This is a genomic window from Nitrospirota bacterium (genome assembly GCA_016214845.1).
Taxonomy (GTDB): Bacteria; Nitrospirota; Thermodesulfovibrionia; order UBA6902; family UBA6902; genus SURF-23.
The window spans coordinates 88,947-106,692 of record JACRMS010000008.1; the positions used below are offsets into that span (position 1 = coordinate 88,947).

The window sequence follows — 17,746 nt, forward strand, 5'->3', positions numbered from 1 at the left end:
CGGCAAAAATAAAAAAATCACGGGCAAGGCAAGTCTATGAATTTAAAGGAAATTTAATATATTCATTCCAGTATTCAAAGAGTTCTTTCGTTGCGTATAAATCCCCGACACAGTATTTCGCGATCCTTAGGTATTGACCGCTTTTAAAGAGGTCATTTACCTCATAACCTGACACGCCTTCTTCCTTCGGACTTTTGATATCAAATGCCTTGCACCACATGTGGAGGCTGAACTTCCTCCTCACCGCTCCGTAGAAAGTCAACAGGTCGATCAGGTCAGTATGCGAGAGGTTGTAGCGGTTGGGCATGAGCTCTTTTGTCGGTTTTATTTTGTGGACTGCGGAACGGAGCATTATAAAAGGCGCGTCAAATCCCCTGCCGTTAAACGTGATTATTTTATCGTAATGCTTTACCGCTTCCCAGAATCTTCTAAGTATCCCCTCTTCCGTATCAGCGATATATTCTATCCCGTCTTCTTTTAAAGGCTCCTGAGCAACTTCAGGGGACTGATAATATACCGCGCCGTTATTGGTGTCGGGATTGAGCATCCCTATCGCGACAATCTCTCCAGTAAGCGGCGAAAACCCAAGCCCCTCCTTCGCCGCCCTGATGTCGTCCTCAGACTCCGCAAACTTCAGGAGATACTCTTTTGATATCTCATCAAGGGACTCAAAGTCCTTCCCGATTGTTTCAATATCAATAACGAGTTTTTTAGGCATAGAAGGTTTTACCATGTTTCACTGAAAAGTTGCAACGACATTTTTGATTTATTGATTTTCTCCGGCTAAAATAATAACATCGTTCAGCGTATGGAAGTCTGTTTCAGAGTTTCTATAATCGACAACAAAACAGTAGCTGGTAGTTAGTAGCCAATAGATAGGGGTTCCCAACTACTTACTGCTATCTACTGACTACCCTTTCAAGGTGTCGTATAGAAATTCTTCCACAGCCTTCCACGTCTTGGAATGGAATTCCACATGAATAAAAACATCTTGATCACAGGCCTCGGCGCAATCTCGGCGGCTGGAAATAATGCCGCTGAAACGCTTGACTCATTCAGAGACGCCAAAAGGAACGCCGGACAGGTCACCCTTTTTGAGACGCCTTTGAAATACCCTGTGTTTGAGGTGAGGGGTCTTCCGGGAGAATTCTATTTGGAAGGCCAGCGGACACTCAGTCTCGCACTCTTCGCGGTTGATGAGGCGATGAAAGACGCAAGGCTGAATGATCTGTCTGAATTTCGCGTAGGCGTCTGTCTCGGCACAACAGTGGCAAGCCAGTTGAATGACCTTGAGTTTTATAAATCATACCGCGACACAGGCTCCGCCGCCATGAATTCCGTGGACAGATATTTGAAGGGAAATCCCGCTGAATTTATTTCGCGCAGGGTCAAGGCCAAAGGGCCTTCCCTGACAGTTGTCAATGCCTGCTCCTCAGGGACAGACGCGATCGGGGTTGCGCTGTCGTGGTTGAACAACGGCCTGTGTGACATTGCAATCGCGGGAGGCGCGGATGAGATGAACCGCATCCCTCTCTGCGGTTTCGGTTCGCTCGGCATCGTGAGCATGGACCTGTGCGCGCCTTTTGACAGGGACAGGAAGGGACTTAATCTCGGCGAAGGCGCAGGCGTGATAATTTTAGAGACGAAAGAGTCCGCAACAAAGAGGGGAATTTCATCCGATTTATTTTTGACGGGATACGGCTCATCAAGCGACGCCTATCATCTCACTGCTCCGCATCCCGAAGGCACAGGGTTGAGAATATCGATCAAAAAGGCTTTGACAGACGCGGGAATCACGCCGGGGGAAATATGTTTTGTTAACGCGCACGGGACGGCAACGCCGGACAATGATCTTGTCGAGGGAAATGTATTGGCTGACATTTTCGGGACGGATTTAATGATGCTGTCAACAAAAGGATTCACAGGGCATACACTCGGCGCTGCGGGAGGGCTGGAAGCAGTGTTTACCGCAGCAGGCCTTCGGGAAGGATGGATACCGGCAAGCGCAGGTTTTCAAAACAAAGATGATGCCATTCCTTTGATGCCCGTCAGAGAGAGAACAAATATCAGCGGGCAATACGCCCTTTCCACCTCTCTGGCATTCGGCGGAAACAACGCGGCGATAGTGATTGGAAGGGTATAAGAATGTGGTTAAAAATTATTTACGGTAAAATCCCTCTACATCTCCATTTGCCAAAGGGAGAGATAATTCCCCTCTTTGGAAAAGAGGGGGCAGGGGAGATTTTATAAATGAACATTAACGGGATCGGGACCGTCTTCACACGCGGCAGGGGTGTTGACTGTTTTGAGAATGCCCTGAAAGAGGGATGGCAGAGACCTGATGAAATAGAAATCAAAGGCAGGAAATCTTTTGTGTATCAGGTTGGTCTGCAAACAATGTCCGACAAGTCGCTGCTAAAGAAAATGCGGCGCGCGGACAAACTCAGCAAGATGGCCGTGCTCGCAGCCGCTGACGCGTTTACAAACTGCGGAATTGAAAACACAAATAAAAAAACTATCGGCATCATCACAGCCACGGCATTCGGAGCGCATATGACAACCTTTGACTTCCTCAATGACATCCTCGATTACGGGGAGGCGAATGTTTCTCCGACAACGTTTTCCAATTCCGTGCATAATGCCGCTGCTTCTTACATCTCTTCCGCATTAAATATTCAGGGGCCTGCCCTGACCGTGACGCAGTTTTTCTTCTCCTTCCACTCCGCCCTTCAGCTTGCAAAGGCATGGCTTGAGGAAAAACGCTGTGATCATGTCCTTGTCGGGGCAGTGGAACAATACGGTGACGTGCTTGGATACATTTATGGTTCCAAATTGGCGCAGGCAATTGACGGCAGGATAAAGCCATTCAATTTTAATCCGGCTTACAGTATTCCCGGTGAGGGCGCTGTCTTCTTTCTGGTAAGCAACGAAGATTCTGAAAATGTATTTTGCAAGGTTGAAGACATAACGACTCGTCATTCCCGCGAAAGCGGGAATCCAGCCCCCATTCGGGCAGATTTAAACATCATTGACACCGATGGAATGTTAGCTGACGAATCCGTTTATGTGTCATCCCTCTCTCCTGAAATTCCCACGGCTGCTTATTCACCAATATTTGGCAGCATGATGATAGGCAGCGCCTTCAACTGCGCCGCAGGGGCATTGATGCTTAAGAAACAATTGTGCTATGCAAACCCGGTATCCGATAATCCGCATAGCGTAAACCTCCTTGATGAGACGAAAAACTCCCGCATTGAATTCATCCGGTGCATCAGATATAATTGCCTGAACGAAAAAGCTGTAATCCAACTACGTGCAAAATAACGAGGGGACAAATTGGGGAGAACAGAAAAGCTGCTTGATAAGATCAAGGCAAATCCAAAGCATGTAAGATTTGAGGACTTAGTGAAGGTCTTAAAACACAAAGGCTATGATATAATAAACGTCAAAGGAAGCCATTATTCTTTCTCTAATGGGGCAACGACCTTAACTTTAGTGAGACCACACGGCAGCCATACGTTTTGCCATGTGCAGGATGTTAAGGAGGTAATAAAGAGATGTTTACAATAGAAGATTATGAAATTGTAATAACCCCTTCGACAGACAAAGAAGAGCACTGGCTTTATGTCAGGTTCCCTGATATACCTGAAATACTCACAGGTGGAAGCACTATAGATGAAGCAATCGCGAATGCCAAAGAGGCCTTCGCCTGTCATACAGAGGCATTGCAAAAGCAGGGGAAAGAACTGCCTGCGCCTTCAGCAAAAAAAGTCTGCGCCTGAGTTTCTTAATGACACTACAAAACATTCAGGACAAATTAACTCAGGGGATCGCCGCTATCATATCGAAAGACGCGGCCTCAATTGGCGCTGACACGCCTTTTCATAAACTTGGCATTGACTCGCTGGGGCTTGTTGAGGTCCTTGTTTTCATAGAGAAGACTTTCAATCTCAAGCTGATCGAATCAGGGCTGGAAAAGAAAGACTTCGGGACCATTCATTCATTAGCGTCTTTTATTCATAAAAAATTATAAAATGTCATGCCGAACTTATTCTGGTATTTTTTAGACCCTGAAACAAGTTCAGGGTGACAGTATTATGAGACAAAGACCCGTTACGATCTTTATTGTTAGTTTCACTCTCTGCGTCCTCTGTGGTTAATTTTATGGGACTTGTAATTCCGTCATCAAAAAACAAACTCTATCTTTCCGGCTGCGACTGGATAATCAGCTCCCTCGATCACATGATGAAGAGGAACACCTGCGCCGGCAACATGTCGCAGGTTGTTCTTGTACTGGACTCAGTGATCGCTCAGGCTGAAATTCAGGACCGCTTAAACCGCTTTGTAAACGCACTCCCGGTAACGCGTGGCAGCATAGCGCGCGATATCAATCTCTGTCCCTACTGGAGGGTCCCTGAGAAAGCAGGAGGGGATTTGAATTTTACTTTCCACAATTGCTCCAGCGAAGAGACCTTTTCAGCTCTTCTCAGTGAATGCGCCAATAAGCCTTTCAGGAATGACAGCGAGCATCTGGCGTTTCACCTTTTTAATATTGAGAATAATAAAAGCTGTCTGGCAATGACCTTTGACCACCGTCTATTGGACGCAAGGGGAGCGGAAAACCTTCTCAGGATATTTCAACAGTATCTTGAAAGCAGCGATGATGCCGGGATCTCAGGCGGGATTCCTTTAGCCGCACCGGCCCATCTTTCTGAGTGGATGAAAAAATTCCTTTCGGGAAGGAATGTCAACCGCAAGATAATCTCGCTGTCTCAAAAGCCGCCTGAAGTCCTGCCTGTTTCAGGCGATAATACCAGGAGGTTTAAGTTCAGATTAATGTCCTTTACCCCGCAGGAGACACAAGAGATCTACGACAAAGCATACAGAGAGGCAGGCTATCTGATGGAGACGCCTTATCTGCTGTCAGTTGTCATGCGGGCCGTGGACGGATTTTTTAAAAAGAGAAGCCTGTCGGCAGATAATTATCTGGCCACAGTTTCCATTGACACGAGAACAGGCGAAGGCATTAAGCAGGAGTTGTTCTTCAATCATGTGTCGTACCTTTTTTTTCAGGTCCAAACCGCTTTGATGGGCAACCAGAAGAAAATAATAAACAGCATCAAGACGCAGATGTACGAGCAGGTGAAGGCAGGCATCCCGCGTGATATTATTGAGGCAAGCCATCTGACGCGTATCGCGCCGTTGTCTTTTCTGGGAAAAATAATCGACGGGCCATTGAAGGGAAAGCTCGCCACCTTCATCTTTTCGCACGTGAGCACGAACCCTTTATCGCCTGAGATAATGGGGGCAAAGATAGAGAACGTATTTCATATGCCGAGAGTCCCGGTGCCTCCGGGTCTTGGGTTCTTCTCCAATTATTTCAACGGCAGGCTCAATCTGGTAATATCATATCTCGACGGAATTATAAGTGATGAAGAAGCGAATATGCTGGAAAAGAATATTCGGGAAATGATGTAGGGTGAGGGGGAATTGCACAATGACCACTCCCTGTGATGTGCTTGTGATCGGCGCGGGTGTTTCAGGCGCAGCGGCAGCATTGGCTGCGGCGCGCTCAGGCGTCAAAACCATTTTGGCGGAGAAAGAAAACTTCCTCGGAGGCGTTGGTTACTCCGGCTTGTTCCAATATATATGCGGATTATATTTGAACGGTAAAGCCATGCCGAAGGAAACTTTAAATGACGGGATCGTCAGAGAGATCGTCAGCAATCTAAATAAATTATCTCCTCAAAGAACGATTAAAAAGATCGGGCAGGTTTATGTGCTTCCATATTCAAGAGAAGACCTGTCGTCTGTTTTTAATTCATTGTGCGGGAATGTACCGAAGTTAAATGTTATGTTTGATGCAACTGCTGTAACGGTCAGGAAGAAAGGCAAGACGATCGTTGAGGTCGGATTAAAGCAGCATGGAACCATTCACAAAATAACCTCTAACGTTGTGATCGACTGCACAGGGAATGGGGATGTTTCTGCGATGGCGGGAGCGGATTTCGAATTGTCCTCTCCGGCGAAAAGGCAACTGGCGGGATTTACCATTCATTTGAATGGACTAAAAAACGCAGACGAAACACTGGCAATCAAAGTGCCTTATCATTTATCACAGGCGGTAAAAATGAAACTGCTTCCCGCGTATTTGAGGTTTACCTCCTTCACTAAAGGAGAGTCTCCGGATGAAGGATTTTTGAAGTTGAATCCTGGCTATGAGAACAGCAGGCGCAATGAAGTAGTTTTAAAAAATGCTGAAAAGGCGCTCCGCTATTTAGCGGACAAACTGCCTTCATTTAAGAACGCCTGCGTTGCCGGGACTTCCCTGAGAGTAATGGACAGGGAGGGCAGAAGAATTCGCGGTGAATATGTTCTTACTGAAGATGATATAATCAACGCCGGAAAATTTAATGACGGCGTTGTCAAGAATTCCTGGCCCATAGAGATATGGGACAAAAGAAAAGGAACGATCTACAAATACGTCAAGTCAGGAGACTACTACGAGGTCCCCTTCCGGTGTCTGAAGGCAAAAGGAATTGATAACTTATTACTGGCAGGACGCTGTATCTCCGTCACTCATGAAGCCCTCGGCTCCACGCGGGTCATGGGCACTTGTATCTCACTTGGAGAACAGGCAGGCCTGGCAGCAGCATTTAAAGTGAAAAACGGGAAGTTCCCTTTCGGTGATATAGAAAAACCACAGAGAGCACAGAGATAAATGTTTACAATTGAAAGATAGAACAAGTTGTATTTTTTTATTGTTTATTTCTCCGTGCCCTCTGTGGTAATTTGTTTTAATATTTAAAGGAGGTCTTCATTGCGCATCTTACTTGTCAAACCGCATCCGCAGCTGCTTATAGCAAAACGCCTGCAGCAGGGGTTTCTGCATCTGGAACCTCTGGAACTGGAGATAGTTGCCGGGGGCGTGCCTGAGGGAAATGAAATAACGATCTGTGATCTGGGCATTGAAAAGGAACCGCTTGAGGCCTTCCATGATCAATTGCACAAGATAAATCCGCACATCGTCGGGTTCACCGGATACAGCTCCCAGTCCTCGATGGTGAAAAAACTGGCGCGGCTCGTTAAAGAACATATCCCTTCGGCAATTACTGTGGCAGGGGGCGTTCACGCGACAATTATCCCTGCTGATTACGCGGGAGGCGAAATTGATATCATTGTGCGCGGCGAAGGCGGGACAACATTCCGCGAGATAGTAAATCGTTATAAGGAAGGACTGCCGCTTCACTTTGGTGACGTTTCTCTCTCTCCTCAAGACCCTGACTTTCTCAGAAAAGCTGAAGCCCCGCCGCCTGAATTCCCCCCGGTAGAGGACATACCGAGACCGAGGAGAGACCTGGTGCAGCGCTCGAAATATTTCTGCGTCTGGACCTCAGCCCCTGAAAACAGCCTCGATACGATATTCCCTCAGACTGCAAGTATGCGCACCTCCACAGGCTGCGCGTTTAACTGTTCCTTCTGCGTCGTGCATCATATCATGCGCGGCAAATATCTTCAGCGCACTCCTGAAGACGTGGTCGATGAGATCAGTCAAATAAAAGAAGACAACATTTACTTCGTAGATGACGAAACTTTTTTAAATAAAAAGCGTATGACCGCTGTTGCCGAGCTTCTGCTTCAGCGGGGTATTAAAAAGAAATACATCAGTTGGGCCAGAAGCGACACCATCGCTAAAAATCCTGAATTGTTTCAGTTGTGGAAAAAAGCCGGACTGGGTCTGGTCTATGTCGGGCTGGAGTCAATGAGAGGGTCGCAGCTGGACAATTACAATAAGAGGACAAACGTTGAGACCAACCGCAAGGCCATATCCGTGCTTCGCGGAATCGGCATCACCCTTCACGCAAGCTTTATAGTTGACCCTGATTTCTACGTGGATGATTTTGTCGCGCTTGAGAAGGAGGTCCTGGACCTCTGTCCTGCCGAGGTCACTTTTACGGTATTTTCTCCTGCGCCGGGCACTGAGTTGTTTCAGAAACATAAGGACGACTTTATCTGCGACCCCTTTTTATTTTATGACTGCATGCACACCATCCTGCCGACAAGGCTCGGACTGAAGAAATTCTACGCGCATTTCGCGAGGCTGTCCAGCGTGGCCCTCAGGGCGAATCCGCTAAGGGTCAACAAGGTCAAGGTCCCAAAGAGAGAGATCGCCAGGATCATTTACCGCGGGACAAAATACATCTTCGCGCTGAGAAATATGTACAAGGATTACAATGTGCCTCAATGAATCAGAGGAGCAGAAAGTCTGGCGAAATATTTCTATACGACACCTATGAAAAATAGACAGTAGATAGTAGTAAGTAGTCGGGGAGAGAAGAAATACATGAAAGTCTTTGCCATAATAAAAAAAGAAACGGAAAACTTCAGAGACAAAATCGCTGTCATCGATGATGGCGACCGTGTGACATACGGTCAGTTGATCTCTTCCGCTGAGCTGATCGCTTCATCCCTGAAAGCTGAAGGCGTTCTTCAATTCCATCGCGTGGGGCTTCTCTGCGGCGACAGCATTGATTATATCGCTGCAAGTTTGGCTGTGCTGTCTCTTTCAGCGGTAGTCGTGCCAATCTCTACCGATCACAGGGAAGATGAGATCAACGAGATACTGGAAAAGATCGCGGTGGATTTCCTGCTTTTTGAAAAGGGCCCATACACTGATAATGAAGCCCCTGGTCTTTCATCAAAAGGATTTGTCAAAAAAGATCTTTACATTAAAAAGAGGGCCGTTAAAGAAAAACCCTGCGATGAGTATTTTAAAATCAATCCCGCGTTCATCAGGTTCAGCTCCGGCACAACCGGCGCAAGCAAAGGCGTTGTCCTGTCCCATGAGGCGATCATCGAAAGGACTGATGCGGCTGACAGAGGAATGAGAATTACCTCTGCCGATACAGTGCTGTGGGTGCTTTCCATGAGCTTTCATTTCGTAGTGACCATCCTCCTTTTTCTGCGCCGCGCCTCAGCCATTGTGCTCTGCGGTGACCGCTTCCCGGTATCTTTGATAGAAGGCGTGACCAATCACAAAGGCACTTTTATCTACGCCTCTCCTTTTCATTACAATCTGTTGGCAAACTCCAACCTGCTCTCACCCGGCCCTCTGAAAAACATTCGCATGGCTGTCTCCACGGCAATGAAACTGCCTGAGAGTGTCGCCGGTGAATTTTTTGCGAAATTCGGCATCAAATTGACCGAGGCATACGGGATCATTGAAGTGGGGCTGCCTTTTATAAACCTCTCTGAAGATGAAGACAATCGAAACTCTGTCGGCAGGGTATTGCCCGACTATGAGATATTGATTTACAACAAAGACGAAAGCGGAGTGGGAGAAATTCATATCAGGGGAAAGGGGATGCTGAATGCTTATTTTTCACCTTGGCAAAACAGGGAGAGTATTTTAAAAGACGGCTGGTTTAACACAGGAGATTTAGGCAGGATAAATGAAGACGGATTTCTTACCATAGCCGGACGCGGGAAGGACGTAATTAACTTCGTCGGGATGAAGGTTTTCCCCTATGAGGTGGAAACAGTCATTAATAATTTCCCCGGCGTGAAGGAATCGTTTGTGTACGGCGAGGACCATCCGAGATACGGGCAACTGCCGATGTCAAAGATTGTCCCGGAAAAAGATGCTGACATCCCGTTAGACGAGTTAAAGAAGTTTTGTTACCGGAAGCTTGCGCAGTATAAAGTGCCGAAAGGCTTTGAGATAGTCAGCGGCATCCCCAAAACTCCCAGCGGCAAGATCAGGAGATGCTGATTAATTAGTCAAAAACGACAAGCCGAACAGGAACTTGCTTGAATTCAGCGGGTCATTCGGTTTGACGGTATTTGCATTTGATACATGGTGCAAGCGGTAGTTCAGGTCAAGGGTGACATTTTTGTCTATGAAATAATGCACGCCGACCCCGCCCTGGTAATTGCCATTGTAATCCGAGCCCAGCCCCGGTATATCAATATTTGTGTAAACTAACCCGCCTCCTGCAAAGAAGTAGGGCACGATCTTTTCAGAAGCGGTAAAATCCCAGCACGCCAAAAAGTTTATCCCTGTCATGATGCCGTCATCAGGATGAAAGACATAGGAGATAGGCAGCTCGATCAGTATTTCATGGCGCACCTTGTACCATGATCTCCCAGCCTCTTCGGTCAGAAAATAACCGTACTGAAGTATCGTGTCCGCCTGCTGGACCCTCACATGAGTGCTGCCGAGGTTTCTGTGGGTCTGCCCGAAGCCTCCCAGAAAAGTCCAGTGGCTTTTTGCTTTGCTGAATCCCAACGGCTGGTCCTCCTGTGCAAAGACGGAGGAGGCAAAAGAAAAAAATAAAAGCGCTGATATGAAAAATATGCAGTATCTCATTTATAAATTTTGGACGATGAAATTTCAGTTGATTTTTAGATAATAGCCGCAAATTTTTATTTTTTCAACAGAGATCCTCAGGATAAAATTCATTGACGCCTTGTGAACTACGAGATAATATTTCTCTAAACAATGAAAGCCATTGCCTGCATAGGTTTATTATTTTCAATATTCATTACCGGGTGTATCCGGGCTGCTAAGGTCCCGATGGACACAATCTATTACGAAGGACCGGAGAAGGCTGGAAATTCTCATCTCATTGTTTTCCTCCCCGGAAGGGGCGACAGATTAGGGACATACATGAAGCATGGTTTTATTGATGCCATACGGCAGAAGGGATTAAACGTTGACATGGCGGAAGCAGACGCTTATGAAGCCTACTATCAGGACGGAAGCATCGGCGTCAGATTGAGGGAAGACATTATCGGACCTGCTAAGGCAAAAGGTTACAAGCATATCTGGCTCGTGGGTATCTCAATGGGAGGGACAGGTGCGCTGCTCTACGCGAGCAAGTACCCTGATGACATATCCGGCGTTATAGCATTCTCGCCGTTTTTGGGAGACGAAGAGATAATCGGCAAAATTAAAAATGCGGATGGAGTTCAAAATTGGAATCCGGGCAGGATAACCGAAGACGACTGGCAGGATTTTCTATGGCTGTGGATCAAGAATTATGAAACAGAGAAATCCCTTCCGGTATATCTTGGATACGGCGACCATGACCGTTTTGCTCCCGTAAATAATATATTCGCGACAGCCCTCCCGCGCGATCACGTTGTCGTAATCAACGGCGCGCATGACTGGCAAACATGGGAAACCCTCTGGGGAATATTTATTGAGAAACTAAGGCCGGAGATAAATCCGAAAGATTAAATTGACAGGTGATTCGTTGAATGTTATATTTAAGCACAATTCTTAATGGGCTCTTAAAATAAATTTAGTTGTTTTAATAACAGACCGCAGACAGACTTTTTCATACTCTGGGAGGGAAAGTTGCTGGTTTTTCTGCTTAATTGATTTTCAAATTATTTGTACAGTGGGAGGATAGTTCCTATCATGAGCGGGCTTTCTAATTAATCAATAACGTTTCAATAAATATTTTTCAATCTGATGCTTTGCAGATGGAGGCACGCTATCTGCAGAAAGGAGGGGGCATTTAGCAGTTCTTGAATCAACGGGCCCTTGGCCCGCAAAAATAAAATCAGCATGGGGGGACTTGTCATGAAAGCGAAAATATTGGCATTAGCAGTTATTGCAGGGGTTTTATTATTAATCAACTCTATGGCATCAGCATCTGCCGGAAGCAATGTGCTTTATAGTGAAACAAATTTAGGGAACGAGTTATGGCAATATGACTATACAATTAATAACACATCTACAACCGGCGAGTATCTTTTTAATGTCTGGTTTGATTTCAGCCAGACCGCGACAGTTACAGGTTTACCTCTTCCAGAGGGATGGATGGGCGCAACTGTTTGGGAAGGAACAAATACAACTACATATTTAGATCCTGTTTCAATTGATCCAAGCTATGACTTAGCCGCGGGTAATTCTCTAAGCGGGTTTAGTTTTATAATTGACTATCAGGCGGGGAACATTCCATTTACTGCGTATTTTGACGATCACGCAGGAAATATATCAGAGATAACTGGAACTACTGTAGCTGGGCCTGAGCCCATTAGCTCGATTCTCTTTTTATCTGGAGGGCTTGCTCTGTCAGTCAGGAGTTATTTGAAAAGGAAAAGACAAACCGCGTAGGTTATAAATGCACAGCTTCACAAATGGTGCGAGAGAGGGGAGTTGAACCCCTACGGAGTTACCCACTGGATCCTAAGTCCAGCGCGTCTGCCAATTCCGCCACTCTCGCTCGATTGATTTTAAAGTATTATTTGATACTCAGTCAAACGTGGGCCACCGGTGAGAAAGTTTTCCCTTGACATTGATAGAATCCATCTTAATAATAATCCTACGGGGTAAAAGCATGGGCCCTATAATTCACTATTTCCTGTAGAAAAGATGTGAATAAGAAATAGAGCACAATGTCCCCTATTACTTATTGGCAAATTGTAGGATATTAAATATAAAACATTCTATCTAATATCTGTTCGGTGACAACATATGACGAAATTGAGTGATATAGGTTTCGAACAATGGTTTCAAGCGCATGTCAGTGACTTGCGTCAAGAGGGTTGGAACATTACACGTGTGTCAGCAGTTGATCGCGGCTCATACCTCGTCAGAAATGAGACCAAGGAAGTCCCAGCCGAACTCGCCGGGAAATTCTATTTCCAAGTTAAATCCTCGGTTGACCTGCCGTGCGTCGGAGATTGGGTAACCGTGCAATATCACAGCAACGACACTGCGGCAATTATCCACGAGGTGTTTCCGAGAAAGACCTTTCTGCGCCGCAAATCTGCCGGTGAAAAGGTGGATTTCCAGATGATAGCGGCCAACATTGACGTCGCTTTCATTGTCCAGTCGTGTCACTTTGACTTCAATGTGCGGAGGATGGATCGGTATTTGGTAATGGCAGCTGACGGGGGTGTTGAGCCGATTGTTATTCTTACCAAGACGGACTTGATCACCCCCGAAGAAATGGAGCAGAAGCTTGCTGCCATTAGATCGAGCGCCATTACAGCCAGAGTCCTTGCCCTCAGCAATATCACGGGCATCGGATTTAACGAATTCCAGCAGGTGTTAGTCTCGGGAAGAACATATTGCCTACTCGGTTCATCGGGGGTCGGCAAAACAACACTCCTCAACCGCCTGATCGGGCAAGACGCTTTTGACACAAAGGCCGTCAGTGGAACAGGAGAAGGCATACATACAACTGCGCGCCGCCAGCTTATTGTTCTTAATCAAGGTTCCATGTTGATTGATACGCCGGGAATGCGAGAACTGGGTCTTCTCGGTGTGAGCGAAGGGGTCAACCAAGGCTTTGAAGACATTGTCCAGCTTTCCCTGAATTGTCGCTATGCAAATTGTGGCCACACGCAGGAACCCGGCTGTGCGGTCCGAGCCGCAGTCACAAGCGGTGCATTGACTGAAGATCGCTATTCCAGCTATATGAAGCTCAAGAAGGAGTCGGAGTACCATGAGCTGTCGTACATAGACAAACGGAAGAAGGATAGAGCATTCGGACGCTTCATTAAATCTGCAAAGAAACAAATGAAGGACTGAATGGACACCGAACACTTATAAGGCCTCCGGTTGTCAAGGGGCAAAGATCACCCGTCACGGATTTTGAAAAAATCCGTCATGCGAGCGGTACAAAAAACAAAATCTGACTTAGTTTCAAATTCTCCGGCAGCAGAACATGGTCTGCGCCAAACATAGAGGTTCAATAGTCTCTCCTGCCGTCCCTCAAGCTGCAATGATCTTAAAGGATTATTTGATACCTGGTCAAACGGAGTTAAATCTTAAATCATACACCTCCTTTAGATTTGCGGCTGCCTGTCCTGATTATGGTATACTTCAAAACCGGATTTGCAGGGCGGGTTTTAAACCTCGCCCCTACGGAAAGAAAGGATTTGATATACGATGAGCATTGAGCCTAACAAAGTAATTTACTCCATGATCGGGGTGAGCAAGTTTTATGACAAGAAGCCTGTACTGAAAGATATCTATCTTTCCTATTTCTACGGGGCCAAGATCGGAGTGCTCGGCCTTAACGGGTCGGGGAAAAGCTCCCTCCTCCGTATCCTTGCGGGCAGGGACAAAGAGTTCAACGGCGAGACCGTGCTCTCACCGGGGCACTCCGTGGGATTACTTGAGCAGGAGCCGCAATTAGACAGCAGCAAGACCGTGCGGGAGATCGTGGAGGAAGGGGTACAGGAAATAGTCGATGCCTTGAAAGAATACAATCTTATAAATGAAAAATTCGCGGAGCCGATGTCTGATGATGAGATGAACAAGCTCATCGAGCGTCAGGGTAAGGTGCAGGAGAAGCTTGACGCGATGGATGCCTGGGACCTGGATTCACGTCTTGAGATGGCAATGGACGCCCTGCGCTGTCCTTCGGGAGACACGCCGGTGAAAGTGCTTTCAGGCGGAGAAAAACGGCGTGTCGCTCTTTGCAGGCTGCTCCTTCAGAAACCGGACATCCTGCTATTGGATGAGCCGACCAACCACCTCGACGCTGAGACAGTCGCGTGGCTTGAGCATCATCTGCAAAATTATGCAGGCACTATCATCGCAGTGACGCACGACCGTTATTTCCTTGACAATGTCGCGGGGTGGATCCTCGAATTAGACAGGGGACAGGGGATCCCGTGGAAAGGCAATTACTCCTCATGGCTGGAACAGAAGAAAGACCGCCTTGAGAAGGAAGAGAAGTCCGAAAGCGAAAGGCAGAAGACCCTTCAGCGCGAGCTTGAGTGGATACGGATGTCACCCAGGGGACGCCACGCAAAATCAAAGGCGCGTATCACCTCTTATGAGGCGCTCCTAAGTCAGGACGTCGAAAAAAGCTCAAAGGACCTGGAGATATATATTCCGCCCGGGCCGCGTCTGGGCAATGTGGTCATTGAAGCCGATAACGTGAAAAAGGCATACGGCGACAATATCCTTGTGGAGGGCATGACCTTCTCTCTTCCGCCCGGCGGGATCGTCGGCGTGATCGGGCCGAACGGCGCCGGAAAGACCACGCTTTTCCGGATGATCACCGGACAGGAGAAGCCTGACGCGGGAACATTTAAAATAGGAGAGACCGTAAAACTCGCATATATAGATCAGAGCCGCGATGACCTTGACTCTAACAAAACTATATGGGAGATCATCTCCGACGGGCTGGATGTGGTCCAGCTTGGCAAGAAGCAGCTCAACTCACGCGCGTATGTGGCGCGGTTTAACTTCTCCGGGAGCGATCAGCAGAAGAAGGTTTCCATGCTTTCGGGCGGTGAGAGGAACCGCGTTCACCTGGCGCGGATGCTGAAGGAAGAGGCCAACGTCCTTTTGCTTGATGAACCGACAAATGACCTTGATGTAAATACCATGCGCGCGCTTGAAGAGGCATTGGAGAATTTCGCGGGCTGCGCAGTTGTCATCAGTCACGACAGGTGGTTCCTCGACCGCATCGCAACACATATGCTCGCATTTGAAGGCGACAGCAAGGTGGTCTGGTTCGACGGGAATTATTCTGAATATGAGGCTGACAGAAAAGCCCGCCTCGGCGCCGCTGCGGACCAGCCCCACAGGATCAAATACCGGCATTTGACAAGAGGATAAAGACTGGTTTCAGAAAGCACGAAGAGCGGAGCGGTGTGATTTGCTTAAGGCCTTTTTCTGCCGGTGTTGATACGGCCGGCCGGCCGGGGGCCGCGAGAGGTGGTGCCTGTGCGTGACTGTTTTTCTTTCGGGCGCATCCCATGATGTTCTTTCCTTTGTGAATAGACACCCTGTTTCTTAAAACTCCCCGATGGCCTGCGATATCCTCTAACAATAATTTCATCTGACACCGGTATGACCGGGATCTTAAGCCTGATGTAGTCTTCGATGTCGGGAAGGGAATGGACGTATTCCTCGCAGGCCAGGCTTATCGCCTTTCCTGCAGCGCCTGCGCGCGCGGTCCTGCCTATCCTGTGCACATAATCTTCCGGGTCCTGAGGCAGGTCGTAGTTGATCACGTGCGTCACCCCGTCGATATGCAGCCCCCGGCTCGCCACGTCCGTGGCTACAAGGATAGGCAGTGTGCCTTCCTTGAATTGCGCGAGCACCTTCATCCGCTTCCTCTGATCAAGGTCTCCGGTGATGGATGCGGTTGCAAAGCCGTTTGCATTGAGAACACCGTCGAGCCTTTCAACTGCCGCCCTGGTGTTGCAAAAAATGAGATATCGCCCGTCAGGCTCGCGTTTGAGTATACCAAGGAGCAGGCCTATCTTCTCGGACCTGCCGGCATGATAGATCTCCTGCTCGATCTGTTCCACTGTTATATTCTCCGGCGTCAGCGAGAACCGCACCGGGTTGTTCATATGTTCATAGCAGAGTTCAAGCACGCGGTTGGACAAAGTGGCGGAAAAGAGCATGGACTGTCTCATGTCGTAAGGGGACATCCTTCTGAGCAGAAACCTGAGGTCAGCGATAAAGCCCATATCAAAAAGCCGGTCCGCCTCGTCGATCACGAGAAACTGGGTCTTCTTCAGGCTGTAGACCCTCTGCTTGAGATAATCAATGAGCCTGCCCGGTGTGCCGATAAGGATGTCAACGCCTTCACTGATCTCCTCACGCTGTTTCCGGTAGTCAATACCGCCGTAGACGGGCAGGATTTTGAAACCGGCCGAGCCGCTAAGCAGTTTCGCCTCAGCGGCTATCTGCACTACGAGTTCGCGGGTCGGGGCTATGATGAGGGCGCGCGGCGAGGGGCCTCGTCCCGGCGAGGGCTTCAAAAGCATACGCGAGAAAACAGCGATAAGGAACGCCGCTGTCTTGCCTGTGCCTGTCTGTGCCTGGGCCGCGATGTCTTTGCCACGCAGCGCCTCAGGCAGGGTCTGCTCCTGCACCGGTGTACATTCTGTAAACCCCGCGGTCCTGATCCCCTCAAGGACCTTTTCAGGGATATTAAGTTCATCAAATCTCATTTCGTGCACCTCTACTATACATTAAGAGCAGTGCTTACTTAAAGTAGTCATCTTTATCACCGCTGTCCAATGCATTCCAATTTATTATGTACGTGACATCTGAAGTATCCATGCTTCCAGCTCGCTGTGGGACTTTGGCGCTCCGTCTATTCGCCCAAGAAGACGTCCGTTTCTATAGAGCAAAAAGGTTGGTGTGCCTTTGACTGTAAACCGGCTTGAGAGGGCCGGCTCCCTGTCCACGTCTACCTTCAGCACTTTCAAAGAACCCGCCCTCCTTGCAGCGATATCATTAACAACAGGCTCGATCGCGCGGCAATGACCGCACCACTGCGCAAAAAATTCAACAAGCAAGAGCATGGGCCAATCGTTCACTTCACGGTCGAATGTTGAGGCAGCCGCGTAAACGGGCGTCCTTGGGAAATCAAGCGGGGCCTTGCATTTCCCGCATACCGGGCGGAGCCCGAGCTTGCCCGCTGGAAGCCGGTTAAGAGTATGACATGATCTGCATCTCAGTAAAATAGAGCCAGTTTGCATAATGACCGGCACGGCAAACAGGGGCCGTGCATTTAAATATTATTATATTCAAAGGCGTCAGGCAAGAGGTGCAGCTAAACAGAGGTGCGGCTAAACGCTGACAGCTTTTTTGCTGACAGCTTTTTTGCTGTTAGCTAAAGTTCAAAAGTGCACACTTTAAGAATTAAAAGTGCACACCTTCAAGGTCCTTGTTTTTGACGTTCTGAACGTCGAGCAAATTTCCGTTGCACCAGAATCTGACCTCAGACAATGTATTATTCAGTGGATA

The 17,746-nt window shown here is 47.9% G+C and carries 17 protein-coding genes and 1 tRNA gene; 13 read left to right on the forward strand and 5 right to left on the reverse strand.

What is annotated here, in order from left to right; translation table 11 throughout:
• Positions 1 to 34: 34 nt before the first annotated feature.
• The gene (locus HZB61_02295) at positions 35 to 718 is read right to left on the reverse strand and encodes a ribonuclease H-like domain-containing protein (protein MBI5055439.1); all 684 of its coding nucleotides are present in this window, start codon (positions 716 to 718) and stop codon (positions 35 to 37) included.
• A 258-nt stretch (positions 719 to 976) separates the two neighbouring features.
• On the opposite strand from HZB61_02295, the gene HZB61_02300 reads away from it, so the two are divergent.
• The 9 genes from HZB61_02300 (at position 977) to HZB61_02340 (ending at position 9,772) form a co-directional block, all read left to right on the forward strand.
• Positions 977 to 2,143 (forward strand): beta-ketoacyl-[acyl-carrier-protein] synthase family protein, encoded by a 1,167-nt coding sequence (locus HZB61_02300; protein ID MBI5055440.1) that lies wholly within the window; start codon positions 977 to 979, stop codon positions 2,141 to 2,143.
• 107 nt (positions 2,144 to 2,250) lie between these two features.
• On the forward strand, positions 2,251 to 3,324 hold the full coding sequence (locus HZB61_02305) for a beta-ketoacyl synthase chain length factor (GenBank protein MBI5055441.1): 1,074 nt from the start codon (positions 2,251 to 2,253) through the stop codon (positions 3,322 to 3,324).
• A gap of 12 nt (positions 3,325 to 3,336) precedes the next feature.
• Complete coding sequence (locus HZB61_02310; protein ID MBI5055442.1) at positions 3,337 to 3,570, forward strand: type II toxin-antitoxin system HicA family toxin; 234 nt, start codon at positions 3,337 to 3,339, stop codon at positions 3,568 to 3,570.
• The gene (locus HZB61_02315; GenBank protein MBI5055443.1) at positions 3,558 to 3,782 is read left to right on the forward strand and encodes a type II toxin-antitoxin system HicB family antitoxin; all 225 of its coding nucleotides are present in this window, start codon (positions 3,558 to 3,560) and stop codon (positions 3,780 to 3,782) included. The genes HZB61_02310 and HZB61_02315 overlap by 13 nt, the downstream gene beginning before the upstream one ends.
• Before the next feature lie 8 nt (positions 3,783 to 3,790).
• Positions 3,791 to 4,033, forward strand: a complete 243-nt coding sequence (locus HZB61_02320; GenBank protein MBI5055444.1) for an acyl carrier protein — start codon at positions 3,791 to 3,793, stop codon at positions 4,031 to 4,033.
• A 131-nt stretch (positions 4,034 to 4,164) separates the two neighbouring features.
• The gene (locus tag HZB61_02325; GenBank protein ID MBI5055445.1) at positions 4,165 to 5,478 is read left to right on the forward strand and encodes a hypothetical protein; all 1,314 of its coding nucleotides are present in this window, start codon (positions 4,165 to 4,167) and stop codon (positions 5,476 to 5,478) included.
• A gap of 19 nt (positions 5,479 to 5,497) precedes the next feature.
• On the forward strand, positions 5,498 to 6,721 hold the full coding sequence (locus HZB61_02330) for an FAD-dependent oxidoreductase (protein MBI5055446.1): 1,224 nt from the start codon (positions 5,498 to 5,500) through the stop codon (positions 6,719 to 6,721).
• A gap of 99 nt (positions 6,722 to 6,820) precedes the next feature.
• Positions 6,821 to 8,248: a cobalamin B12-binding domain-containing protein gene (locus HZB61_02335; protein MBI5055447.1), complete on the forward strand. Its 1,428-nt coding sequence runs from the start codon at positions 6,821 to 6,823 to the stop codon at positions 8,246 to 8,248.
• Between the two features lie 96 nt (positions 8,249 to 8,344).
• A complete protein-coding gene (locus HZB61_02340) occupies positions 8,345 to 9,772 on the forward strand; it encodes an acyl--CoA ligase (GenBank protein ID MBI5055448.1) in 1,428 nt (475 codons plus the stop codon).
• Here the strand turns inward: HZB61_02340 and HZB61_02345 are convergent, their stop codons facing one another.
• Positions 9,773 to 10,288: an acyloxyacyl hydrolase gene (locus tag HZB61_02345; protein MBI5055449.1), complete on the reverse strand. Its 516-nt coding sequence runs from the start codon at positions 10,286 to 10,288 to the stop codon at positions 9,773 to 9,775.
• A gap of 288 nt (positions 10,289 to 10,576) precedes the next feature.
• Here HZB61_02345 and HZB61_02350 point away from each other — a divergent pair, with 288 nt between their 5' ends.
• Together HZB61_02350 and HZB61_02355 are read left to right on the forward strand one after the other, a co-directional pair.
• A complete protein-coding gene (locus HZB61_02350) occupies positions 10,577 to 11,242 on the forward strand; it encodes an alpha/beta fold hydrolase (protein MBI5055450.1) in 666 nt (221 codons plus the stop codon).
• 348 nt (positions 11,243 to 11,590) lie between these two features.
• The gene (locus HZB61_02355; protein MBI5055451.1) at positions 11,591 to 12,127 is read left to right on the forward strand and encodes a hypothetical protein; all 537 of its coding nucleotides are present in this window, start codon (positions 11,591 to 11,593) and stop codon (positions 12,125 to 12,127) included.
• Between the two features lie 24 nt (positions 12,128 to 12,151).
• On the opposite strand, the gene HZB61_02360 is transcribed toward HZB61_02355, so the two are convergent.
• Positions 12,152 to 12,236: transfer RNA gene (locus HZB61_02360), tRNA-Leu, on the reverse strand.
• Positions 12,237 to 12,487: 251 nt separating this feature from the next.
• Between HZB61_02360 and rsgA the strand changes: the two genes are divergently transcribed.
• Positions 12,488 to 13,549, forward strand: coding sequence for a ribosome small subunit-dependent GTPase A (gene rsgA, locus HZB61_02365; GenBank protein MBI5055452.1), 1,062 nt, complete (start codon positions 12,488 to 12,490; stop codon positions 13,547 to 13,549).
• Positions 13,550 to 13,909: 360 nt separating this feature from the next.
• Entirely contained in the window at positions 13,910 to 15,595 is a 1,686-nt protein-coding gene (gene ettA, locus HZB61_02370; protein ID MBI5055453.1) for an energy-dependent translational throttle protein EttA, read from the forward strand.
• Between the two features lie 44 nt (positions 15,596 to 15,639).
• On the opposite strand, the gene HZB61_02375 is transcribed toward ettA, so the two are convergent.
• The gene (locus tag HZB61_02375) at positions 15,640 to 16,944 is read right to left on the reverse strand and encodes a DEAD/DEAH box helicase (protein ID MBI5055454.1); all 1,305 of its coding nucleotides are present in this window, start codon (positions 16,942 to 16,944) and stop codon (positions 15,640 to 15,642) included.
• An 84-nt stretch (positions 16,945 to 17,028) separates the two neighbouring features.
• Positions 17,029 to 17,478, reverse strand: a complete 450-nt coding sequence (locus HZB61_02380) for a thiol reductase thioredoxin (protein MBI5055455.1) — start codon at positions 17,476 to 17,478, stop codon at positions 17,029 to 17,031.
• Between the last annotated feature and the right edge of the window lie 268 nt (positions 17,479 to 17,746).